The sequence below is a fragment of the Pseudogracilibacillus sp. SE30717A genome (genome assembly GCF_037071985.1).
In the GTDB taxonomy this organism is placed as follows: domain Bacteria; phylum Bacillota; class Bacilli; order Bacillales; family Amphibacillaceae; genus Pseudogracilibacillus.
Map to the genome: position 1 here is coordinate 25514 of NZ_JAXHDF010000001.1, position 23058 is coordinate 48571.

General features: G+C 35.7%; 22 protein-coding genes and 2 other annotated features. Of the genes, 5 read left to right on the forward strand and 17 right to left on the reverse strand.

The annotated features are described in order from the left end of the window. Nucleotides 1–406 precede the first annotated feature (406 nt). Nucleotides 407–607, reverse strand: coding sequence for a cold shock domain-containing protein (locus SPD48_RS00150; protein WP_207519268.1), 201 nt, complete (start codon nt 605–607; stop codon nt 407–409). 259 nt (nt 608–866) lie between these two features. Here SPD48_RS00150 and SPD48_RS00155 point away from each other — a divergent pair, with 259 nt between their 5' ends. Then, nucleotides 867–1583 (forward strand): DUF421 domain-containing protein, encoded by a 717-nt coding sequence (locus tag SPD48_RS00155; RefSeq protein WP_336256018.1) that lies wholly within the window; start codon nt 867–869, stop codon nt 1581–1583. A gap of 9 nt (nt 1584–1592) precedes the next feature. Next, nucleotides 1593–1958: a DUF4363 family protein gene (locus SPD48_RS00160; protein ID WP_336256019.1), complete on the forward strand. Its 366-nt coding sequence runs from the start codon at nt 1593–1595 to the stop codon at nt 1956–1958. Between the two features lie 126 nt (nt 1959–2084). Here the strand turns inward: SPD48_RS00160 and kynB are convergent, their stop codons facing one another. From kynB to kynU, 4 genes are read right to left on the reverse strand one after another with little or no spacing between them, the layout of a single operon-like run. Continuing rightward, entirely contained in the window at nt 2085–2714 is a 630-nt protein-coding gene (kynB, locus tag SPD48_RS00165) for an arylformamidase (RefSeq protein ID WP_336256020.1), read from the reverse strand. 11 nt (nt 2715–2725) lie between these two features. Beyond that, nucleotides 2726–4072: a sodium-dependent transporter gene (locus SPD48_RS00170; RefSeq protein ID WP_336256021.1), complete on the reverse strand. Its 1347-nt coding sequence runs from the start codon at nt 4070–4072 to the stop codon at nt 2726–2728. A gap of 16 nt (nt 4073–4088) precedes the next feature. Then, on the reverse strand, nt 4089–4943 hold the full coding sequence (gene kynA / locus SPD48_RS00175; RefSeq protein WP_336256022.1) for a tryptophan 2,3-dioxygenase: 855 nt from the start codon (nt 4941–4943) through the stop codon (nt 4089–4091). Between the two features lie 20 nt (nt 4944–4963). Continuing rightward, nucleotides 4964–6250: a kynureninase gene (kynU, locus tag SPD48_RS00180; protein WP_336256023.1), complete on the reverse strand. Its 1287-nt coding sequence runs from the start codon at nt 6248–6250 to the stop codon at nt 4964–4966. Between the two features lie 253 nt (nt 6251–6503). Here kynU and trhO point away from each other — a divergent pair, with 253 nt between their 5' ends. Further along, a complete protein-coding gene (trhO, locus tag SPD48_RS00185; RefSeq protein ID WP_336256024.1) occupies nt 6504–7466 on the forward strand; it encodes an oxygen-dependent tRNA uridine(34) hydroxylase TrhO in 963 nt (320 codons plus the stop codon). Between the two features lie 53 nt (nt 7467–7519). Then, nucleotides 7520–7906, forward strand: coding sequence for a thiol-disulfide oxidoreductase DCC family protein (locus SPD48_RS00190; RefSeq protein WP_336256025.1), 387 nt, complete (start codon nt 7520–7522; stop codon nt 7904–7906). 397 nt (nt 7907–8303) lie between these two features. On the opposite strand, the gene udk is transcribed toward SPD48_RS00190, so the two are convergent. From udk to thiD, 7 genes are all read right to left on the reverse strand, one after another. After that, the gene (gene udk, locus SPD48_RS00195) at nt 8304–8939 is read right to left on the reverse strand and encodes a uridine kinase (RefSeq protein WP_336256026.1); all 636 of its coding nucleotides are present in this window, start codon (nt 8937–8939) and stop codon (nt 8304–8306) included. Between the two features lie 118 nt (nt 8940–9057). Then, nucleotides 9058–9777, reverse strand: coding sequence for a helix-turn-helix domain-containing protein (locus tag SPD48_RS00200; protein WP_336256027.1), 720 nt, complete (start codon nt 9775–9777; stop codon nt 9058–9060). Between the two features lie 181 nt (nt 9778–9958). Beyond that, the gene (locus SPD48_RS00205) at nt 9959–10555 is read right to left on the reverse strand and encodes a response regulator transcription factor (protein ID WP_336256028.1); all 597 of its coding nucleotides are present in this window, start codon (nt 10553–10555) and stop codon (nt 9959–9961) included. Between the two features lie 344 nt (nt 10556–10899). Continuing rightward, nucleotides 10900–12336 (reverse strand): proline--tRNA ligase, encoded by a 1437-nt coding sequence (gene proS, locus SPD48_RS00210; RefSeq protein WP_336256029.1) that lies wholly within the window; start codon nt 12334–12336, stop codon nt 10900–10902. A 63-nt stretch (nt 12337–12399) separates the two neighbouring features. Next, nucleotides 12400–12650, reverse strand: a binding site (T-box leader). A 132-nt stretch (nt 12651–12782) separates the two neighbouring features. Then, on the reverse strand, nt 12783–14369 hold the full coding sequence (serA, locus tag SPD48_RS00215) for a phosphoglycerate dehydrogenase (protein WP_336256030.1): 1587 nt from the start codon (nt 14367–14369) through the stop codon (nt 12783–12785). A gap of 114 nt (nt 14370–14483) precedes the next feature. After that, nucleotides 14484–14708 (reverse strand) — a binding site (T-box leader). 100 nt (nt 14709–14808) lie between these two features. Then, a complete protein-coding gene (locus SPD48_RS00220) occupies nt 14809–15357 on the reverse strand; it encodes a cysteine hydrolase family protein (protein ID WP_336256031.1) in 549 nt (182 codons plus the stop codon). 36 nt (nt 15358–15393) lie between these two features. After that, a complete protein-coding gene (gene thiD, locus SPD48_RS00225; RefSeq protein WP_336256032.1) occupies nt 15394–16230 on the reverse strand; it encodes a bifunctional hydroxymethylpyrimidine kinase/phosphomethylpyrimidine kinase in 837 nt (278 codons plus the stop codon). Between the two features lie 1045 nt (nt 16231–17275). On the opposite strand from thiD, the gene SPD48_RS00230 reads away from it, so the two are divergent. Continuing rightward, nucleotides 17276–17665 carry a hypothetical protein gene (locus SPD48_RS00230; protein ID WP_336256033.1) on the forward strand — a complete coding sequence of 130 codons (390 nt, stop codon included), beginning with the start codon at nt 17276–17278 and terminating at the stop codon, nt 17663–17665. Nucleotides 17666–17710: 45 nt separating this feature from the next. Here the strand turns inward: SPD48_RS00230 and SPD48_RS00235 are convergent, their stop codons facing one another. Genes SPD48_RS00235 through SPD48_RS00255 form a run of 5 tightly spaced genes read right to left on the reverse strand, consistent with a single transcriptional unit; the run spans nt 17711 to nt 22926 of the window. Continuing rightward, entirely contained in the window at nt 17711–18325 is a 615-nt protein-coding gene (locus tag SPD48_RS00235) for an NTP transferase domain-containing protein (protein WP_336256034.1), read from the reverse strand. Continuing rightward, a complete protein-coding gene (locus SPD48_RS00240) occupies nt 18261–19295 on the reverse strand; it encodes an XdhC family protein (protein WP_336256035.1) in 1035 nt (344 codons plus the stop codon). Before SPD48_RS00240 ends, SPD48_RS00235 begins: the two co-directional genes overlap by 65 nt. Beyond that, nucleotides 19288–19755, reverse strand: coding sequence for a (2Fe-2S)-binding protein (locus SPD48_RS00245; RefSeq protein ID WP_336256036.1), 468 nt, complete (start codon nt 19753–19755; stop codon nt 19288–19290). The genes SPD48_RS00240 and SPD48_RS00245 overlap by 8 nt, the downstream gene beginning before the upstream one ends. After that, nucleotides 19755–20591, reverse strand: coding sequence for an FAD binding domain-containing protein (locus SPD48_RS00250; RefSeq protein WP_336256037.1), 837 nt, complete (start codon nt 20589–20591; stop codon nt 19755–19757). Before SPD48_RS00250 ends, SPD48_RS00245 begins: the two co-directional genes overlap by 1 nt. Then, nucleotides 20584–22926 carry a xanthine dehydrogenase family protein molybdopterin-binding subunit gene (locus SPD48_RS00255; protein WP_336256038.1) on the reverse strand — a complete coding sequence of 781 codons (2343 nt, stop codon included), beginning with the start codon at nt 22924–22926 and terminating at the stop codon, nt 20584–20586. Before SPD48_RS00255 ends, SPD48_RS00250 begins: the two co-directional genes overlap by 8 nt. Nucleotides 22927–23058 lie beyond the last annotated feature (132 nt).

Consider the following 23058-nt stretch of genomic DNA (forward strand, 5'->3'; position numbering starts at 1 on the left):
TAACGAGAAGCTACAGAAGCTGAGGCCGTGCCTGCGGTAAAGGAGACACTGTAAAAGCAAACGATAGTGCAGCTTGAACAGATGTCGCTCTTATGCCTGTGGTGAAAGCGAAGTGTTTTTCCGAAGCGGCTTCCTGAATTTAATAAAGTTGATGCAATTACTGCACAGTTTATATCAAGTGCGCCGATGAAATATCTTGGAATACAGTTGGATTTTCAAACAACCAGTTAATTGAAAATACAACTAAGGAAATGAATCTCTAAACTTCCTAATACTACCAAGGTTTTTTTATCTATTTCACGCTGCGAAAGTTAAGTAAACAATTACTACGATTGGATTTCCATATGTAGTCCTATTTAAAAAAGCTTATCTCATTATAGAGATAAGCTTTTCACTGTCAAATATATTATAGCGCAGAAACGTTAGCTGCTTGTGGTCCACGGTTTCCTTCGACGATTTCGAATTCAACGTCTTGACCTTCTTCAAGAGTTTTGAAACCTTCAGATTGGATAGCTGAGAAATGTACGAATACGTCGTCTCCATCTTCACGCTCGATAAATCCGAAGCCTTTTTCTGCATTAAACCATTTAACTTTACCAGTCATCATTAAGAATGACCTCCTTATACAAATATCGTGCAAAGTAATTGAATCAATACTTTTACACCACTTGTTAAAGAGATCGTAAAGTATTTTTTTAATCAATTGCCTTTTGCTATTACTAACTTTACCCTTTATCTTAAAAAAATGCAAGCGAATAACAACAATTATTAAAATATTTTTTCGACACGACTTAATTCTTCAAATTTTAACATAATTCTACAACATCTACACAACATAAGGTAAAACATAATTGAGGTGAGGTCATTTGATTGAAACTCTTGTCGTTGTCGTTCGATCTATTATCGCTTTTATTTCTTTACTTATTTTTGCCAGAATATTAGGTAAACAACAAATTAGTCAATTATCCTTCTTTGATTATATAACAGGGATTACTATCGGTTCAATAGCAGCTACTCTCACAACAGATCTAACGAGTAGAGCTTGGCCTCATTGGGTAGGTTTATTGACTTGGACAATTCTTGTTTTTATTTTTCAGTGGTCTGTTCTAAAAGGAAGAACAATAGCAAAATATATTGACGGTGAGCCTGCTGTCGTTATTATGAATGGTAAAATAATGGAAGAAACATTAAAGAAGATAAAGTATCGGGCTTCCGATTTACTAAAACTACTGCGTGAAAAACAAATATTTGATATTAGTGAAGTAGAGTATGCAGTCTTCGAAACAAGTGGAGAACTTTCCATCTTAAAAAAATCTGAATATCAACCCCTTACTCCAAAAGATATTGGACTTTTAACTCCCTATAAAGGAATGAGCAAAGAATTAATCTACGATGGTAAAGTGATGGAACAAAATTTATTATACATCGATAAAGATAAAGACTGGCTCCTCAATCAAATACGTGCTTACGGATTTGGTGCATTTGAAGAAGTTTTTTTAGCCCTTATTGATGAAACAGGCAATATGTTTATTGATGGTTATAAAGATTCAATTGATCCGAAAGAACAAAAAAGCTTAGAATAGGTGAGTGTAGTGAAACGAAGTGTCCGGATTATCATACCGATTATTTTAATAGCTATTTTTATTGCTGTTATGACAACAGGTGCTCTATTAAAACGACCATTTGGAACAGAGGATGATGTAATGGAATTAATTGCAAAAATGGAAACAGAAGTGCTAAATAATGAATGGGATAAAGCTTCACAGCATTTAGATGAGGCAAAAAAAGCATGGACAAAAGTAGTCCATCGAATCCAATTCAGTGCAGAAAGAGGAGAAATAAGCACCTTACATAAATCATTGGATCGAACAGAGGGATTTATTAAAGCAGAAGATGTTGGAGGCGCCATGGCCGAATTAGCTGAAGCACGACATATATGGAAGGAGCTAGGGAAATAGGGCTGTCATATCAGATATAACGAAATACAATCTTGCTTCTGGCAAGTATATTTAAATAATCTTACCATGATTAGCAAAGTGTACCGTATTTTCTGTCTAGCGCTTATTCAGACAGCCCTAATTTTATTAATCCAATGGTCGGATAACAGCTCGAACAGGACTCCCATCCGCCCCTACAATTCGAAGCGGAAGTGCAATTAATTCATAATCACCAGGCATTAAATTATTTAATAATAAATTTTCTAAAATATATATTCCATTTTCAGCTAAACTATGATGTCCTTTTAAAGATTTACTATCTACAGGATCAACCGAGGGAGCATCTGTACCTAATAAGACTATTCCTTTTTTCCTTAAATAATCTCCTGCATCTCTATCGATCACCGTAAAATTTTCAGGAAACACTTTCGGATTGCGCTCGTTCTCTGTTTTTAATAATAAACGTTTAACTCCATCTAGCTCATATTTTTCTAAAACCTTCATATCAATTATTTCATATGCCGTAACATCTATTAATTTTGCAGGACCGATATACATATTTATATCGATTTCATCTATTTTTTTACCTGCCTCATCAAAATGATATGGAGCATCTACATGAGTTCCTGTATGAACACTAGTAGAGATATGTCCAATATTTACCGAACCAGTTTGCTCTTTCGTACAACTTAATTTAAATTCAAACGTTTCATCCCCAGGCCAACTAGCAATAGTATTTGTTAATGGTTGTGTAATGTCAATCCACTTTCTTTCCATCTTTGTTCACCTCACTTTACAATGCCGAGTGTGTTTAAGAAGACTATAATAATTGTTAACGGAACGACCCAAGTCATAAGCAATCGCCAGACAGGATACAGACTAATTGAGTCTTTGCCACCTAAATGATATTCTTCCTGAACGAGCGCTTTATCTGCTCGATGAATAATGAAAATAGCAATCAACAGACTTCCTAAAGGCAACATAATATTACTTACAAGATAATCTGTCGCATCAAAAATACTTTTGTTAAAAATCTCCACTCCTGAAAGCGTACTTGAAGAAAGTGCTGACGGAATAGCAACGACTAATAGGACTGCACCTAATATCCAAGTAACTGTTTTTCTGGAGTACTTCCCATTTGCCGTAAAAGCCGCGACAATGATTTCATATAAGCTGAACGAAGAAGTAAGTGTTGCAAATAGAAACAATAATAAAAATAAACTTAAGAAAACTGAGCCTAATGGCAACTGTGCAAATGCTGCTGGCAACACCATAAATAATAACCCTGGCCCTTCAGCCGGCTCAAATCCTAAAGCAAATACGACTGGAAAAATAGCTAAACCTGCGAGCAAGGAGACGAAGATGTTCATCCCTACTACGGTACCTGCGGAAGAAGTTAAGCTTACATCTTTCTTTAAGTATGAACTGTATGTAATCATACAAGAAAAGCCGACAGCTAAAGAAAAGAATGATTGCCCGAGTGCATATAAGATAGATTCACGTGTAATATTGCTAAAGTCAGGAGCTAGAAAAAATCTTACCCCTTCAAGTGCACCTTCCAGTGTTAGGGAACGAATAACTAAAATGATAAAAAAGATAAATAAAAGAGGCATCATATACTTATTCGCTCGTTCAATTCCTTTTTGAACACCTAAAGAAATAACGAGAACATTTGCGACTGTAAAAAGGAGAAGACCTAACATCGTAATCCCCGGGCTGCCTACTATTGAGCCGAACAAAGCTTCATAATTAGCACTTTCTGAAATAATTTTACCAGGTATACTCATACCGCTGTAAATTAGTACCCAGCCTCCAACGACACTGTAAAAAGTCAGTAATAAAAAACAACCTAATACTCCAATTCTGCCAACCCAAACCCATAGACTGTCTGGTGCTAACTTTTTATAGGCGCTTATCGCTTCCCTTGCAGTACCTCTTCCTATAATAAATTCGGAAATTAACATTGGTAAGCCTATGACTAATGTAAAGATAACAAAAATAAGAAAAAATGCTCCTCCACCACTCATTCCTGTTACATAAGGAAATTTCCAAATTGCTCCCAATCCAATTGCTGCACCGGCCGAAGCGAGTATGAACCCTAACTTTGAGGTCCATTGATCCCTTTTTTCTTTCATCATATACCCTCCATCCTTATAATTTTGTTCTTAAATCCCATAATTCCGGGAAGAAACGATGGTCCAATACCTCCTTCAAATAATTGACTCCCGAAGATCCTCCAGTACCTACTTTAAACCCAATGATTCGTTCAACGGTCTTCATATGTCTAAATCTCCATTGTTGTAAACAATCTTCAATATCAACTAATTTTTCCGCTAATTCATATAAGTCCCAATATTTTTCTACATTCGTATAAACTTTTTCCCAAGCTTCTTTGACAGAGGGATCTCCACTATAAACAACTGAAAAATCACGGTTAATGAGTGACTTATTAATCGGAAATCCAGCTTTTGAAAGCGCCTGAATAGATACATCATAAATACTTGGGGCATGATAAGCTTCATGTAGAGCTTGATAGATTACCGGTTTATTATTATAAATTTTTAATATATGTTTAGACTTATATCCTAATGCAAATTCAATTAATCGATACTGATAAGATTGGAATCCAGAAGCTTTTCCTAATTTATCACGGAATTCCAAGTATTCTGCAGGCGTTAACGTAGATAACACGTCCCAGGCCTGAATAATTTGGGTTTGTATTCGGGATACACGTGCAAGCATTTTAAAAGCATTGGATAATTTCCCCTCAGAAATGGATTCGATTGCCGCATTTAGTTCATGTAAAATAAGTTTCATCCATAACTCACTCACTTGATGGATTATTATGAACAACATTTCATCATGGTGTCCCGAAAGTCGATGTTGGCTGGACAAAACAGTATCCAAATGAAGATATTCACTATAGGTCATATCCTGACTAAAGTTCGTATGAATGCCATTTTCCTTTTTTAAGTTTTCATAAAGGTCAGAAATTGATTTTGACATTTTCCTGCCTCCTAATCTTTTTAGGCAATAACATCTCGATTATTTTCAAAATGTTTAAATTTTTCCTCCGTCATAATTTCCTTCATTATTTGAATTGCATCCCATACATCTGTAAAGCTATTATATAAAGCTACAGGAGCAAAACGAATGCCGTTTGGCGCTCTAAAATCCGGTATAACGCCATGTTCCTTTAACGACTTGCATATTCTTGCAGCTTCTTTATGTTCGACAAAGATATGGCCCCCACGTTTGGATGGTTCTATTGGAGTTCGATTAACAAAAGAAAAATTATGTAATTCTTGATCGATAAGTTTCGTCATAAATTCCGTTAATTGAAGAGACTTTTCTCTAATTCTTTTCATTCCTACTTCTTCAAATATAGATAAAGAGCCAAGCAATGGTGCAGCACTTAATACATGGGGTGTTCCAGTTTGTAACGCTCCTGCATGCATCGCCCTAGTCATTGAATGCTCTAAATCAAATTGTTTTGATTTGTCTGATCCGAACCATCCAGCCAACCCTGGTTCTGCCCCAAAGTGGCGCTCATTAATATACAGTCCCCCTACAGAGCCTGGCCCCCCATTTAAATGCTTATATGTACACCAAAAAGCAAAATCAACATCCCATTTATCTAATTCATGTTCTACTGAACCAATCGAATGGCAAAGATCAAAAGCAACTAAAATTCCCTGTTTATGTGCTGATTTAGTTATATATTCCATATCAATTATTTGACCACTTCTATAGAGTACTCCGCTTAAAATAACCATTGCTACTTCTTCTGTCATTTGTGCGACAATATCTTCCTCTGACAATAAATGACCATTCAAGCTTTTGATATTGACTAAGTGTTCTTCACTATTAAGCCCATGAAGCCGTAATTGCGACTTTATCGCATAGATATCTGTTGGGAAGTTGAGTTCATCTACAATAATTTTATTTCTTTTGGCATCAGGTTTGAAATAGGTGGCCAAAATCTGGTGCAAATTCATTGTAGTCGAACCAGTCGAAATAACCTCTTCTGCCTTTGCTCCTATTAAAGGGGCAGTCATTTCTCCTAATCGCTCCGATAAATGAAACCACGGTTCCTCTGCCTCTGTCCATCCATCAATCCCTAGTTTTTTCCAAGATTCTAGCATTACTAAAAGAGCTTCCTCTGAACGCTTTGAAAGCAAACCAAGTGAATTTCCATCTAAATAAATACTTCCTTTTGGAATATAAAATTCATTGCGGTATTTATTTAATTCATCTTGTTGATCTAACTTTTCTGCAATTGATTTTGTAATCAGTTCACCATCAAACAACAAAAGAGCACCCTCCTTCTCTGATCATCATTATATACAATATACAGAACAGAGAAAGAAGTGTAAATAGCCATTCAATTCTATCACTAGACATTAAGATATAAATTTTCATTGATTTATCGTCATTCACAAATTCAACAGAGTTAGTAACATCGTGCTGAAACTCTTGACATAAATGATTGCTACGAATTAAAATTTATATAGCAAAGTATAATTTTTTATATCTTGTAAATATAAAAAACAGGTGGTAATAACAATGAAAGAAAAGTATCAAGTACTTCTCTACTACGAATTTGTTCCGATTGAAGATCACGAACAATTTGCAGCAGAGCATTTAGAATTTTGTAAAAGTCTCGGTTTGAAAGGTCGTATTTTAGTCTCACATAATGGGATTAATGGGACGGTTTCAGGGACAGTTGATCAAACAAATGCATATATGGAAAAAATGCATCAAGACCCTCGCTTTAAAGATATATTTTTTAAAATAGATGAACATGATGGACACGCTTTTAAAAAAATGCATGTTCGACCTAGAGAGGAACTCGTTACACTACGTTTAGATGATCCAGTCGATCCAAATGAGTTGACTGGCGAATATTTAAAGCCAAAAGAATTTTATGAAGCGATGCAAGATGAAAATACGGTTATTTTAGATACAAGAAATGATTATGAATATGATGTAGGACATTTTCGCGGTGCGATTCGTCCAGACATCCACAACTTTAGAGAATTACCAGAATGGGTTAAAGAAAATAAACACTTAATTGAAGGTAAACGTATTTTAACGTATTGTACTGGCGGTATTCGCTGTGAAAAATTTACTGGATGGCTCATTAAGGAAGGTTTTGAAGACGTCGCTCAATTGGAAGGTGGTATCGTAACATATGGTAAAGATCCCGAAGTAAAAGGGAAACTATGGGACGGTTTATGCTATGTCTTCGATAATCGTTTAACTGTACCGGTTAATCATACTGAACATGTTGTCATTGGGAAAGATCATTTCGATGGCAAACCATGTGAGCGATATGTTAACTGTGCAGATCCTGTCTGCAACAAGCAAATTTTATGTTCAGAAGAAAATGAACATAAATATATGCGCGGTTGCACGGATGCGTGTCGACGCAGTCCTAACAATTTATATGTGAAAGAACATCAATTATCGGAAGAAGAAATACAGAGACGTTTAGAAGTAATTGAACAAGAAAAGCAACAAGCTTAAACGGGGCGACCTTATATGGTCGTCTTTTTTTACTAGGAAGGAAGTGAAAGTAGATGAAAAAAATCATCCTATTTGATGGGCAATGTCATTTTTGCAATGGGAGTGTACAGTTTATAATTAAAAGAGATCCTAAAGCCATTTTTTCATTTGCTTCTTTACAAAGTGAGATTGGGCAATCACTTTTAAATGAGTACAACGTTCCTGCCCATGAAAATAGTTTAATATTAATTAGTAATAATCACTTCTATTCAAAATCCACAGCAGCTTTAAAAATAAGTAAGGAATTACGGTTTTTATGGAAATTATGTTATTTTTTCATTATTATCCCTGTACCTATTCGAGATTTTATTTACAACATCATTGCTAAAAATCGATATAAATTAATTAATAAAACAGTCTGTGAAATTCCATCTCCAGAAGATAAAAAAAGATTTTTATAAAAAGGAAAACTGGGACATAAATAAAGCTAGTCACTAAAAGGACGAATAATATTGTTAATGAAAAAATATGCATCTACTTCTTGCCAAATGCGGTCACATCCTTGAACTGTAGCTACGTTTTCGTCTCCATCAGATTTGTGACCAACACCGACTTGGACCTCCTGTCCGCACAAGAGGAGAGTAAAAGTTCGATAGGACGAACGATCGTGCGAATCCAACGAGTCCGAAGATCCTTACAAGCGACTCAGAAACGAGAAGCTACATAGTTTTAGGCCGTGTCTATGGAAAGCAAGGGTATTTTCGGAGCGTTGTATCAAGGTCCAAGAGTATTATTTACGAAGCAATCATAAATCTACCATAATCCGTCTTTTATAATAAAAATACGTTTGTCCCAGTCTCACTCTGTTTCATTCGCTAATATCTTTTCGATTTTTGTTGCTATAATATCGATTGCAACGTGATTTTCTCCACCTTCTGGAATAATAATATCCGCATAACGCTTTGTAGGTTCGACAAATTGAAGGTGAGCCGGTCTCACTTCGTTAATATATTGATCAATAACTGAGTCTAGAGATCTTCCCCGCTCTTTAATATCTCGCAACAATCTTCGAATGATTCTAACATCCGAATCCGTATCCACATATAATTTAATATCCATTAATTCAACTAGTCTAGGATCTTCTAAAATCAGTATTCCTTCCACTATTATTACCTGTTTCGGCTCTACTTTAATAACCTGTTCCGACCGTGTATGTAATTTATAGTTGTATACAGGTTTCTCAATTGGCTTTAAATTAATTAAGTCTTTTAAGTGGCTGACAAGCAGATCATTATCAAATGCAAGCGGATGATCATAATTCGTGTCTAACCGTTGTTCAAATGATAAATGACTTTGATCTTTATAATAATAATCCTGTTCAATCACAAGAATTGTCTTATCGCAAAATCGTTTACAAATAGAACGCGTAACAGAGGTTTTACCACTACCACTACCACCTGCCACACCGATGACTACTGGTTTATTTTTAAACATGACCTTACTCTCCTGTTTTATCTTTAATTCTTACTAAATCATACAGGAGAGTACAAAAATAATCTATCCTTTACTCTTCTCGACAATATGCCGAATATTCTGACATTGGTTTACAAACTTAGTCGATATATGTCTGTCTATATTGTAAAGGGGTCATTCCTTGATGTTTTTTAAAGTGTTGAATAAAATTGCTGTGATTCATAAATCCATACTTTTTTCGAATTTCTTCTAAAGATTGATTCGTATATTTCATTTCATATATAATTTCATTTAGTTTGCGTTTTGATATGTAACTAGAAATATTTTCACCAATTTGTAGTTTGAACAAATTAGATAAATGTGTAGTTGAAATCTGCAATTGTCGCGCAATCCAATTTACTGAAAGTTTATTATCTGATAGATAGCATTGAATCAACTTAAGTGCTTTTTCAACATAGATATTACCGTCAAATAATACATGATGCGCAATAATCTCATCCTTTAAACAATCTATAAACCAAGGGATCGACAGTAGAAATTCAGAAAGATTATTCCATTGTTCAATTTGGGCAATAATCGAATAAGAAAATGATAGAATTCTTGGATGCAATAAATTTTTCCGATTATTAACTCGGATAATATCCGTAATAATACTAACAAAAAACGTCCTGGCGACAAATGTTTGTTCTTCATCCGAGAGCTCTAGCAATTCATAACAAAAATCTTCTAAATATTTTTCACATGTAACATACTCTTTTCTTTGCAAATGCTTAAAGAATTTTTGATCATAGAAAGTAATAATTTCTTCTAATTCTAATTGATTAATTTTTTCTAAATTTATAGTCTCTATAATATCCAACTCAGTACTTTTTATTTTCCCCCACCTCTTCCTAAAAATTACCGTCAGTGTCAAGGTGACGTATCTTTTAGTTTAGGATCTCCCAGTCAATTAACTGCATAGTAAAAAATTGAGACTTCCTCAGACATTGTTAGTTTACCTCTCTTAAATTAACTTTCCAATTAACTAAAGTTAATGTTTCCTAGATAATTTTTAACTCTTTCGCACGTATAATAGCTTGTGTTCTGTTTTTAACATGCAACTTTTGATAAATAACATGATTGTACACCTTCACCGTTCCTTCAGTTAATGATAGATTTAAAGCAATTTCTTTATTAGTGTATCCTTTTCCCATACTTTGCAATATTTTGGTTTCTTGGTAAGTGAAGGATTCAAGCGGATAAACTGATTTGGCCTTACTTCCTCTTGTCCGCCTAAGCACAGCTTTTACACGAGCTACTACTTCATTGGGATCGAAAGGTTTTGTTATATAATCATCTCCACCAAATTCTAGACTGGAAATAATATCATTTTTACTAGTCAAACTACTTATATAAATGACTGGGATATTCATAAGAGCGGGGTCCTCACGCATATATTTACACACCTCTTGCCCACTTATTCTAGGCATTATAATATCCAAAATAACAAGATCTGGTAAATATTCTTTAATCTTTTCTAATGCATCCTTTCCGTTCAACGCAGTAACTACGTCATAATTATTTTTCTTTAGAAATAATTCAAGCAAGTACAAAATATTACTCTCATCTTCAGCAATTAAGATTTTACCTTCTCTCAACTTTCTCTTCCCCCTTGATGAAAAAGTATGAAGTAAAATATGCCGGTCATGTAGAATGTTTGGTTTGCACTACTCTTTATCCCCCTTCATTTACCAAATATATCCTACTACTTTAATTAAATCATACGAACAACTTTAATCCTATACATTTATTTGTATAGATAACATCAAACCACTCCTTTATTATCGGGGAAAAAGCACTTAATAGTAACTAAATGTCGAATAAATTATGATGCTAATTAACTATATTAATCTAACTCATTAAAAAGCACCTATTTTAACTAAAAATTTTTAATAAAAAACAGACCTTATAAAAAGGTCTGTTATAAGATACATCTATTTATTTAATAGGCTCTTGCCCAGTAAACCATTTGGTCGGCGTCGCGACCACAGCAGAAGCATTTATCATCGATTTTCTCTTGTTCGAAAGGAATACATCTAGATGTAACCTGATATTCTTCTTTCACTTTTTCTTCACATGCTTCATCACCACACCACATTGCTTTCATGAAGCCAGGGTTATCCTCTAAAGCTTTTTCCATTTCTTTAAAGCTTTTTACAGCAGTCGTTTTCGTGTTTCGGTGTGCAAGTGCTTTATCAAATAGATTTTGCTGAATATCTTCCAAAATTTTTGGTAATTGCTCTTCTAATTCATCGATTGCAACAAATTCTTTCTCATTCGTGTCTCGGCGAACAATAACGACTTGGTTTTTTTCAATATCTCGTGGGCCCAGCTCAATTCTCACAGGATATCCTTTCATTTCACACTCATTAAATTTCCAACCCGGCATTTTATCGCTTGAATCAATATCAACGCGAACATATTGAGCGAGCTTATCGCGTAATTCATATGCTTTATCTAAAACGCCTTCTTTATGTTGTGCAATTGGAACGATCATTGCTTGAATTGGAGCAATCCGTGGCGGAATAACTAGTCCTCTATTATCTCCGTGTACCATTATTAGTGCTCCGATTAAACGAGTCGTTATACCCCAAGATGTCTGATGAACATATTGTTGTTTTCCTTCTTTATCTAAATATTGAATATCGAATGCTTCAGCAAATCCAGTGCCAAACAAGTGAGAAGTACCGGCCTGAAGTGCTTTACCGTCATGCATTAGACATTCAATCGTCAATGTATAATTCGCACCAGCAAATTTCTCTGATTCCGTTTTACGTCCTTTAATGACAGGGATTGCTAAATAATTTTCTACAACATCTGCATATACATTTAACATTTTATCCGTTTCTTCTGCAGCTTCTTCATGTGTCGCATGTGCTGTATGTCCTTCTTGCCAAAGGAATTCTAATGAACGAAGGAATGGCCGAGTTGTTTTTTCCCAACGGACAACATTGCTCCACTGATTGTATAACTTCGGCAAATCGCGATACGAATGAATTTTATTGGAATAGTATTCACAAAATAGTACTTCTGAAGTAGGACGGACACAAATCCGTTCACCAAGTTCTTCTTCACCACCATGTGTAACCCAAGCTACTTCCGGTGCAAAACCTTCAATATGATCTTTTTCTTTTTGTAGTAAGCTTTCAGGTATGAAAAGAGGAAACGAAACATTGGAATGACCTGTCTCTTTAATTTGACGATCCAGCTCATCCCGAATATTTTCCCAAAGTGCAAACCCGTATGGCTCGATAATCATCGTTCCTCGGACAGGACCGTAGTCAACTAACTCTGCTTGTTTAACGACATCTGTATACCACTGTGGAAAATCTTCTTCCATTGCAGTTACTTTTTCAACAAATTGCTTATTCTTACTCATTTATAACACCTCATGTATGTTAATCTATTGCCAAAAAGGCATAAAAATATCCTCGCCATCCAGAAAAGGGACCGAGGTTTTGGTGGTACCACCCTTGTTTGCATAAGATCTTTTATGAAAGCTATTCATAACCAATCATATGCACACTTAACATGATAACGGTATTGACCGCGCAAATCTTATAAAATCTAAATGATTTATTTCGAATGCGAACTCGGACAGGCAGGTTCTAACTCAGACCTTTGGAAATTTCCATCCCCATTTCCTTTCTGTAAAAGACCATAAGTTATACTATTCCTCTTCATTGTTTGTTCAATATATATTGTTAATATATATGTAGCATTCCATAAAGTCAAGCACATCAAAAGAGAAATTCCTAAAATGATTTATTATATATAAAAAAACTGCCTGTAAAATGATCATCATCAATTTACAGACAGCTCTTTTTATAAATCAACAGTTGTTACGCGATCGAACCCTTCCATACCACGAATTTGTTCTAATTCTTCATTCGTTAACGGTCGGTCAATGGTTAACATCATAATGGCACTTCCACCAATATGTTGACGCCCCACCTGCATTGTTGCGATGTTTACATTGTTTTCAGCTAGTAAGTTACCTACACGTCCAATCGCACCTGGCTGGTCCGTATGATGGACGAGAACCAAATGCCCCTCAGGGATAACGTCCATACTATAATCATCTACCTTTACAATTCGAGCACCTAAGCCATTTAATAATGTACCCGATACTCTTCGCTTAGTAGACTTCGTTATAATTTCTACGGTAATTAAGTTAGTAAATCCACGAGCAGCGGATGTTTTATTTTCATGAACAGTAATCCCTTTTCGTTCAGCTAAGTAAGATGCATTTACATTATTTACATGGGTGCCTAAATAACGGCTTAACAATCCTTTTAACGTGTTTTGTGTTAATGGAGCGATTTCTAATGCTGTTAAATCCCCAGCGTAATTAATATTTATTTCTTCAATAGCTTCTTCCGTCAGATGGGCTAAAAATAAACCAAGTTTTTCAGATAAGTAGAAATATGGCTCTATTTTTCGCATTACTTCACGAGGAACGGATGGAATATTTACCGGATTTCTAGCTAGTCCTCCTGATAAAATTCGAACCACATCATGACTTACATCAATTGCAACATTTTCCTGTGCTTCTACTGTACTTGCCCCTAAGTGTGGAGTAGCAATAACTTCTTTTAATTCTAATACTTTATGATCAACAGCTGGCTCCTCTTCGAACACATCAAGAGCTGCCCCGGCCACTTTCCCTTCTACGATTGCATCGTATAAATCATCTTCATTAATGATTCCACCACGGGCACAGTTAATCATACGAACTCCGTCTTTCATTTTGGCAAACGCTTCTTTATTAATAATATGGCGTGTTTCTTTTAGTAAAGGCGTATGAACAGTTATAAAATCTCCAGCTTCCAGTACTTCATCTAATGTACCATAACCTATTCCCATTGCTTCTGCCTTTTCTTTCGAGAAAAACGGATCATATGCGATCACATTCATCCGCTGACCCTTGGCACGGCGTGCAACTTCAGCTCCTATACGACCAAGACCTACAATACCTAATGTCTTATCTCGTAACTCGACTCCGACAAATGATTTACGGTCCCACTTTTTATCTTTAATAGATAAATAAGCTTGTGGGATGTTACGTGCTAATGACATAATCATTGCCATCGTATGTTCAGCTGCTGAGTTTGTATTTCCATCTGGAGCATTTACAACAATGATTCCATTTTCTGTAGCAGCATCAAGATCAATATTGTCGACACCAACCCCAGCACGACCGATGACCTTTAAATTATGGCCTTTTTCAATTACTTCTCGTGTCACTTGAGTCTGACTTCTCACTAACAGACCATCAAATTCACCAATTTTATTTAATAAATCACCTTCAGACAGCCCTGTGTCAATAACAACCTCAACATTCTCTGCTTCTCTTAATGGAAAGATACCATCTTCACTTAATGGGTCACTAATTAAGATTTTAAAAACCATGCTAATCCTCCTCTTATTCTTAACCATGTATAGAGTTGAAAAACTTTATGAATTATCACAAGAAAATTTTGAATTTCCCGTTTTTTAAAACAAAAAACTTTTCACCCCTAAAATACAAGGGGCGAAAAGTTAACTTTACGCGGTACCACCCTTTTTCACTGAAAAATATATTATACAGTCTTCGTTGGTTATGTGTTTAACGCACACAGACGTACGAATCTACTGGATTCAATTCGTCTACTCAAAAGGGCTATTTATTACTCTAAGCACTAGTTTTCACCAACCACTAGCTCTCTATAGTCTTAAAAATAATAAACGTATCTTTATCATCATAATTTTTATATTAGTTATTTTATTACTTTATAATAGCAAATTCGAGTCGTTTGTCAACATTTTTAGACAGCATAATTTGACATAAGTTTGAATAAATATAATATACTTAAATTACTCGTGCACCTAGCGTGTTTTTAAAATGTTCTAAAGCCCATTCATGTCCTGTTTGGTTAAAACTCGCGACTGCATCTTTATGAATAACGATATTATATCCTTTATTATAAGCGTCTACTGCAGTATGTAATATACAAATGTCTGTACAGACCCCTACTAAATGAACCTCTTTAATATCACGCTCTCTTAATTTTAATTCTAAATTTGTCCCTGCAAAAGCGCTATAGCGAGTTTTTTCAAAATAAAAGATATGTTCATCATGCTGATGCTTTTCGTACAAATCTTTTAATGAACCATAAAGTTCCATTCCGCTTGTACCGACAATATTATGTGCCGGGAATAACTTTGATTCCGGATGTAATGTATCGTCTTCTTCATGTGCATCAATCCCAAATGTAACGAAATCACCGGCATCAATAAACTCTTTAGTGATTGCGACAATTTTCTTTTCAATTGCCTGGCCTGGAGCTCCGCAAGTCAACTTTCCATCTTCTGCAACAAAATCATATGTGTAGTCCACATTAATTAAAGCACGCTTCATTATTATCCTCCATAAAAAAGTAATAAATAAACTTTCCTAAATGGTCTCCGTCTTTACAATTATTTCATGTGCTTCTCCGTATTTTCTTTCCGCAGCATGATACGTCGGCCCTACTTGATCAGTATACGTAAAGCTATGTTCAATTGCTGTAGTAATAAAACTTTTTGCAAGCAGTACAGCTTCATGAATTGACTTCCCTTTAGCAAGATAAGCTGTGATAGCTGCGGAATACGTACATCCAGCCCCACTCGTATTAACAGTATTAATTCGTGGTGCTTCAAGAGTAGTAATTGTCGTTCCTTCATATAAAACATCGACAGCTGGACCTTTAAGTCTTCCTCCTTTTACGAGAACATAGTCTGGACCAAGTTCATGAAGATCTATCGCTGCTTGTTTTAAATCATCAATCGTATGTAAAGGCCGATCATCTAACAAAATGGAAGCTTCGACCATATTAGGTGTGATCACACTTGATAACGGAATTAATTTTTCCTTCAACGCTTCGATTGCATCGTCTTTTAGAAGCTTAGAATCTAACTTTCCTACCATTACCGGATCCACAACAATATCTTTAATATCAATCGTGGAAATCAATTCAGCCGTTTTTTCTATAACTTCCTTAGAAAATAACATACCTGTTTTTAACGCATCGAAGCCTACTTGCATATTCGCTGTAGCGAACTGAGCCTCAATGGCTTCAATCGTTTGCGGATGAACATTTTTATTTGTTACTGGATGACGTCCAACAATCGCTGTTACAACACTCATCCCATATACATCCAACTCTTGAAATGTTTTTAAATCAGCTTGGATCCCAGCACTTCCTCCAGCAGCAGACCCTGCTATTGTTAAAACTCTTGATGGCTTACTCATGATAAAAATCCCTTCTATATAGATTAACTCATATGTATCTAAATTTAAGTAGCTTCCTCTTTAACAGAAAATTTTGTACTTTAAATATGATTATAACATAGTCATTTTGATTTCAAACAATATAGACTATATGATAATCAATTTTAAAGGGATTAACATTAGTCTATTTTAATATATATCACATATCGAGTAAAAAAAGTCCATCAAATATGGACCCAATAGCACTTTATTTAGTAACCTAACTTTCGCAAAAACAAATCAGTTTAAGTAGAGACGTGGATTAAATCGAAAATGTTTCCATTTGTATCCTGACAACCTTATCATGATAAAGTTTTTTTGCACCTAAAAAGTAAACTGTGCGGTAATGAAAATTTGTAAGCCTAGTTCCAAATCGTTGATTGTCGCAACGAAAATGCAGACAAGTTACAAGGTATATACCGCTACGGAAATACACTGCGCTTTCCGCAGGCGGCTGTTGAGCCTTCCTTGTGCTACGCACTGCGTTGTCTCACCTAGGCCTTTCCTCCTGCAGGTGTCCCCGTGTATTTCCTCCGCTGGAATGATGTTGTTATTGCTTAAGAAAGTCTACAGATGCCATTTCGTGATAGTTGATTGCAGCAGAGGGCAGTCGACTCCTGTGGGAAAAGCACGAGTCTGAAGACCCCACAGGAAGCGATCTTTGCTTCCGAGGAGGCTGAAGCCGTGCCCACGGAAAGCGAACTGCCCGAAAGCGGAAATCAATGGTGAAGTTACGTTTAGATATTTTCACTACTGCACAGTTTATATCAAATGCAACGATAAAACATCTTGGAATATAGTTGCATTTTCAAGCAACCAGTTAATTGAAAATACAGTGAATTTCAAAACATCCTAGTACTGCCAAGTTTTTTTATCTATTTCACGCTGCGAAAGTTGAGTTAATAATTTTAGTTTAATCTCTAAAATATGGATGAATGAATCCCTTTGAATAAACGGATTATGCATAGGATTTAGATTTGGCGGAAAATATACCTATATACAGAATTATTAAAGGATGATATACAATATGCCAAAACAAACAGTCGAGCAACAATATACACAACAACAAGCAATGAAATCAGAATTAAAACCTAAAGATAAAGCAAATATGGCTCTTAAAACAAAACAGCAACAACATATCGCTAAAATATTAAATGCTATTAACCAGTCATTGCAAGAGGCACAACAAGCTGTCCGCCAAGTAAAGGGAACAAACCCTATTCAGCCGCAACTTCGACTTGCCGATGATAGGCTTTCAAATGCAACTCAACTTTTACAACAATTACAAATTTCAGCTCCCGAGATGGTATTTGGCTTCTCTAAGGGAGAACAACAACAATTAAAACAATTAGATTATCAAATAGAAAAAGCCGCCAGTACACTTCAATTAATTCAACAGTCTATTTCTTCTAAGTAAAAATTTTAATGAGGTCGGGACATAAGTATTTGTCCCAGCCTCCAGTCAATACAATTGTTTAAGTTTTTCAAAATCTGTTTTCGTATCCACATCGAAAAACGTATATAAATCATGGCTATCTTTCTTCAAAAATAAACCATTCTTTTTTTCTGCTTGAATAATTTCACTAGCTCCCCGGTCTCCTTCTATTTCGTATATTTTCGAAAATAAATTGGAAGAAATAAGAATTGGCGGACATATCAATCCAATTGTTCCAATAAAATAGGATTTTGAGTTTTTATAAAAAGATTCGATAAGCCTATCAATAAATTTTGGAGTTACAAATGGCTGATCAGCTAAAAGAACGACAATTGCATCAGCTCCTAACTTTTCCGCAAGTGTTAAACCGCATTTTAACGAATATGACTGCCCTTTATATGCTTCTGTACACTCTTTTTTTATCCATCTTGTTTTTGACAATTTAATTTGCTTCGTCGTCCAATTGAGCTTATCTCCGGGTCTTATTATAATAATTATTTCATCAAGTTTAGATTCAATTGCCGCTTCAAGACCAATTGACCCAAGCGGCTTATTTTTAAAAGTAGCGAATAGTTTGTTATTTTCGAACCTGGTACTTTTCCCCGCGGCCAGATATATTCCCACTATTTTCGGTTTGCTCAAAGCTAGCCACTCCTCGCTTTACCCGTATAAGATCACCAATAATACTAACAGCTATTTCATCTGGTCCTTCAGCACCAATCTTTAATCCTACAGGCGAAGTTATTTGAGAGGGGATTTTTTCTTCATCCAACAGTCTTGCTGTTCGCTTTCTTGGACCAAGGACACCTAGATAAAGTAATTTTACTTTTATTAATTTCCTAAAGATCTCCTTGTCTTTTTGAAAATCATGAGTCATCAGAACAACCAAATCATTACTATTCAACGTAATATCCTCCATGTTTTCAACGAAGGTTACCCCTGGGAAAAGACTTGAACATAGATATTCAGGGCGCCAATCCCATATAAAGACGGAAAAGTCAGTTTGAATAGCCAAATTTGCAAGTGGCATGGCATCTGCACCTGCTCCAAAGATAAACAATCTATGCTTTGGTTGAAAATATTGATAATACTTTTCCTCAACTAATCGATTCAATCTATTTTTTCTAATCAATTCATATAGTTCACTTTCTTGAAAACCTAAATGCTTCTTCTTAGTCTGATAAACAGTTTGAATCATGTTAGGAATTGAGCTTAAATCTTTGATTGCTATAACATGAAGCCCTTTTTGTAATTTCACATAGAGATCCATAAGACGTTCTCTTACATCTGTAGTTACCTCTTCTAGTAATATATGTATTTTCCCGTTACAACCAACACCACGTCCCCAGCCTAAATCATCTTCTGCACTCATATCATACATTATCCGTTCGGACAAACGTTTCGGATCGTTCAGAAGATTTTCAGCACGTATAGCTAAATCATCTTCTAAACAACCAATACTAATAATGCCAATTTGATTGCCTGATTCAGTAAAAAGTACACAAGTTCCTTCTTTCCGATAAGCTGAACCTTCAACCTTTATTATTGTCGCCAATACGGCTCTCTCTACACCTAAGGATACTGTATCTAATATCTCATAAAGTTTATTCATTCGTTCCCCTCATTTGAATAACTTCTTTAACCGTTTGTTTAATTTCCTGATATCCCGTACAACGACAAATATTGGAATCAAGCCATTCATCAATCGTTGCATCATCTGCATCGGGTTCGGTTTCAATAAGTGCATAACTATTTAACACAAATCCGGGTGTACAGTAACCGCATTGAATCGCCCAGTTTTTTATAAATCTTTCTTGTATGGTCGTATCTGTTAATCCTTCAATGGTAGTAATGGACCGATTTTCATTCTCTACCGTAAGTGTGTGACAAGAGTTTAGGGGCAGGCCATCAACTAAAACTGTACATGCACCACAATCTCCATTGTTACAGGCAGGTTTCGCGCCCATTAAACCGAGTTCATGACGCAATGTATGAATAAGCGTCTCTGCATTTCTCACGTATACTTCTTTTTCAATTCCATTTATCGTTAATTTAACTACTTGGTTTAACATTAGGAGACAGCCTCCATTTGTTCGATTATTTTTGATACAATCCTTTCAAAAACGAATGCTCGGTATTTCTGTGTAGCATGCATATCTTCTACAATTGGGGCAGGCAACTGTTTCATTATCTTTTGAATACGTTTTTCACCTTTAACAGATGGATCATTCACTAAATTCTCAATCTGCTGAAGGCGAAATGGATACGGACATAACCCACTAAATGCAACTCTAGTCAATCCATCTACCTTTATTGCTGCACTTGTCAAAATAGGATAATTTACGCTCGATTGTTTCGTCCTTTTTTCAGTGAAGAATGGTTGCTTTATGATCTCAATATCAGTAATGATTTGTACAATGAATTCTCCGTCTCTTAAATTTATCGAATCGGTAAAAACTTGTAATATACTTCTTTTTTCCAAGCCTTTATCTGTCGCGATGACAATTTTACTATCAGCAAGCAAAAAAGGGAGAATCCCCTCTTTATAAGGCAAGTTACTCATAAGGTTTCCACCAATAGTTATCTTATTGCGCTCCGTCTTTGTTGCAATCTGCTTAACTACCTTTGTTAAAAGTGGAAATACATTTGAATCGGCTACATTCGTTAATGTAACTGCCGCTCCAATTATCAGTTCAGAATTTTGCTGATGGATAACACGACATTCTTGAATTTCCTTTATGTCAATGATTACTTCAGGATTGACTTCATCCATCCGTGCTCTACTAATAAACTCGGTTGCTCCTGCAACGTACATCACTTGTTTATTTTGCGAGCGATAGTTGTTATATTGTTTAATCGCTTCAGCCCATGTTTTCGGTTTACAATACTCAAAATCAAAATTAATCATTTCTCCCCTCCACAGATTCCCAAATAAATTCTGGAGTGAGAGGCAATTGATTTAATGAAGATCCGCTAGCAATAGATAAACTATTTGAAAGGGCACCAGCCATTCCGATTACTCCATATTCGCCAATCCCTCGTGCCCCATATGGTCCATCAACCAATGGTGTTTCAATAAAATCCACTAAATATTCCGGGACTTCACTAGCTCGTAATATATCGTATGATCTGAATTGCGGATTTAAAACTCTTCCTTCTTCATTAAACATAAACGTCTCTCTACTTGCCCAGCTTAATCCTAAATACATGCCACCACGCATTTGTCCAATTGCAGCATTCGGATTAATTACTTTTCCAGCATCTAAAACTGTCGCCGCTTTGATTATTTTGTACGTATATTCTTGTGGATCATACTCTACTTCAATTGCTTGAGCCCCGACCGTCCACTGGGGACCGGGTTTTCCATATCCTGTTTCCGGATCAAGAGGAGTTAAATGACGAACAATATGGGAACCTCCCCCAATGATTAAACCACCTATTGAATTTCCATTTGGAAACTTATAACCTACTGCTACATCTTTAATATTCACGTAAAATTCAGGACTATCTTTTATATATACCTTCCCATTTCCTACCACAACATCTGCTGGTAAACATTTTAAAGCAACTGCACCAATTTGTTTTAATTGAAAAATAGCATCTTCTGCTGCCGCCATAACTGCCCGACCCGCTAAGTATGTAGTACTACTAGCCACTGTTTTCCATTGATGTGGATCATATTTAGTATTTACTTCCATTGTTACATGGATTTTTTTCATATCCATTTGTAACTTTTCCGCTAAAATTTGAGCAAGTACTGTTTTTGTCCCTTGACCATGTTCGATCGCTGCACTATTTAGATTTACACTTCCATCTATATTAAAGATTAGAATTACTCCAGCTGTTGCATTGGGTGGTGTGCTTGAAGTCTTCCAAAAGCTTGTTATTCCTTTTGTGCGGACCTTCCCATCTTGAGTAGTTGTGCTTTGGCCTTCTGACCAATTAATTAACTCTTTAATTCGTCTGAGGCAAGAAGAAACATCGCCAATATTACTCGAATTTAAATGAGTCTGTGTAGGAGTCGTATCACCTGGTTTAATTGCATTCATTAATCTAAGTTCAATAGGATCGATAGCAAGCTTTTCAGCTAATAAATCCATTGCGCGTTCCATAACAAAAGTTAATTCAGGATGTCCAAACCCCCTAAAGGAAGTAGCATAAGGCATATTTGTATAAACACAATATGAATCACAATGAACATGATCAATTTTATACGGTCCTGTGCAGTCAACCGCTCCAGCCTTACTCATTCCGGCTCCCATATCTGAATAACCGCCTGTATTAAAATAAAATTCATACGATGCAGCCTTCAGCTTTCCATTTTTGGTAGCGCCAAGTTTCACATTTGCTTCCAAGCCTATATGTACAGGTGAAGAGATTAAATCTTCCTCTCTTGTATTTACAAGGCTGACCATCCTGCCACCTACTGCCCGAGAGGCTAAATAAACAATAAATTCTAATTGCACGCATCCCTTTCCACCAAATGCTCCACCAACTAAAGGAGTTTCTACTGAAATTTTTCCTGGTTCAATATTAAAACATTCGCTTAATAATTTTTGGACATAAAAAGGTCCTTGAGTTGCTGAATATATATATACATGACCATCCTTTAATATTTCTGCTCTAGAGACTCTCGTTTCAAGTGCTGCATGGTCGGCCGGTTTAAAAGAAAATTTTTCTTCCACTGTAATATCACTTTCTTTCCACCCCGTCTTCATATCTCCTTTACGAATTTTAGTAAGATTTGCGATATTTGTATTAGGCACTGAATGAACTCCTTTGACCATAACTGTATAATCTTTCATATTTTCATGAATTAATGGAGCTTCCTTTTTTATAGCTTCCCGGGGAGATTGGAGAACAGGAAGGGGTTCATATTCCACTTTAATAAGCCCCGCAGCATATTTCGCCTGATGTTCCTGATCTGCCACAACGACTGCAATTGGTTCGCCATAATAGCGAACTTTTTTATAAGCAATGGGAGGTCTATCACCAAGTAGCGGTCCTACCTGATACGGAAAATCTTCTCCCGTAATTACAGCGTGTACTCCTGGTGACTTTAAAGCTTCATTTACATCTACATGTTTCAATCTAGCATGGGCATGAGTACTTATATGTAATGCTGCACTTAATGTTCCTGGCTTTGACTCATCATTTGTATAGCGAACTTTTCCATAGGCTTTGTCTTTTAAATCAATCCGCGGGATATCTTTTCCGACATAAGTTAGGTTTTGAGTATCCATATATTCCATCCTTATTTTGGTAATAGTTACGATTTAATATCTCCATTCGTCTAGTATTTATTCAAAATGAATAAAGGAATATGTATCGTTTAGCCAAAACAAAAAAGGCTTCCGTACACCTTCATAGTCGGA

Bases quoted from the DNA above. Each gene is read 5' to 3' on its own strand.
- SPD48_RS00150 (WP_207519268.1), bottom strand. From the start codon at position 607: ATGATGACTGGTAAAGTTAAATGGTTTAATGCAGAAAAAGGCTTCGGA.
- kynB (WP_336256020.1), bottom strand. From the start codon at position 2,714: ATGGAAAGAAAGTGGATTGACATTACACAACCATTAACAAATACTATT.
- SPD48_RS00170 (WP_336256021.1), bottom strand. From the start codon at position 4,072: ATGAAAGAAAAAAGGGATCAATGGACCTCAAAGTTAGGGTTCATACTC.
- kynA (WP_336256022.1), bottom strand. From the start codon at position 4,943: ATGTCAAAATCAATTTCTGACCTTTATGAAAACTTAAAAAAGGAAAAT.
- trhO (WP_336256024.1), top strand. From the start codon at position 6,504: ATGAAAGAAAAGTATCAAGTACTTCTCTACTACGAATTTGTTCCGATT.
- SPD48_RS00190 (WP_336256025.1), top strand. From the start codon at position 7,520: ATGAAAAAAATCATCCTATTTGATGGGCAATGTCATTTTTGCAATGGG.
- udk (WP_336256026.1), bottom strand. From the start codon at position 8,939: ATGTTTAAAAATAAACCAGTAGTCATCGGTGTGGCAGGTGGTAGTGGT.
- proS (WP_336256029.1), bottom strand. From the start codon at position 12,336: ATGAGTAAGAATAAGCAATTTGTTGAAAAAGTAACTGCAATGGAAGAA.
- serA (WP_336256030.1), bottom strand. From the start codon at position 14,369: ATGGTTTTTAAAATCTTAATTAGTGACCCATTAAGTGAAGATGGTATC.
- SPD48_RS00220 (WP_336256031.1), bottom strand. From the start codon at position 15,357: ATGAAGCGTGCTTTAATTAATGTGGACTACACATATGATTTTGTTGCA.
- thiD (WP_336256032.1), bottom strand. From the start codon at position 16,230: ATGAGTAAGCCATCAAGAGTTTTAACAATAGCAGGGTCTGCTGCTGGA.
- SPD48_RS00230 (WP_336256033.1), top strand. From the start codon at position 17,276: ATGCCAAAACAAACAGTCGAGCAACAATATACACAACAACAAGCAATG.
- SPD48_RS00240 (WP_336256035.1), bottom strand. From the start codon at position 19,295: ATGAATAAACTTTATGAGATATTAGATACAGTATCCTTAGGTGTAGAG.
- SPD48_RS00245 (WP_336256036.1), bottom strand. From the start codon at position 19,755: ATGTTAAACCAAGTAGTTAAATTAACGATAAATGGAATTGAAAAAGAA.
- SPD48_RS00250 (WP_336256037.1), bottom strand. From the start codon at position 20,591: ATGATTAATTTTGATTTTGAGTATTGTAAACCGAAAACATGGGCTGAA.
- SPD48_RS00255 (WP_336256038.1), bottom strand. From the start codon at position 22,926: ATGGATACTCAAAACCTAACTTATGTCGGAAAAGATATCCCGCGGATT.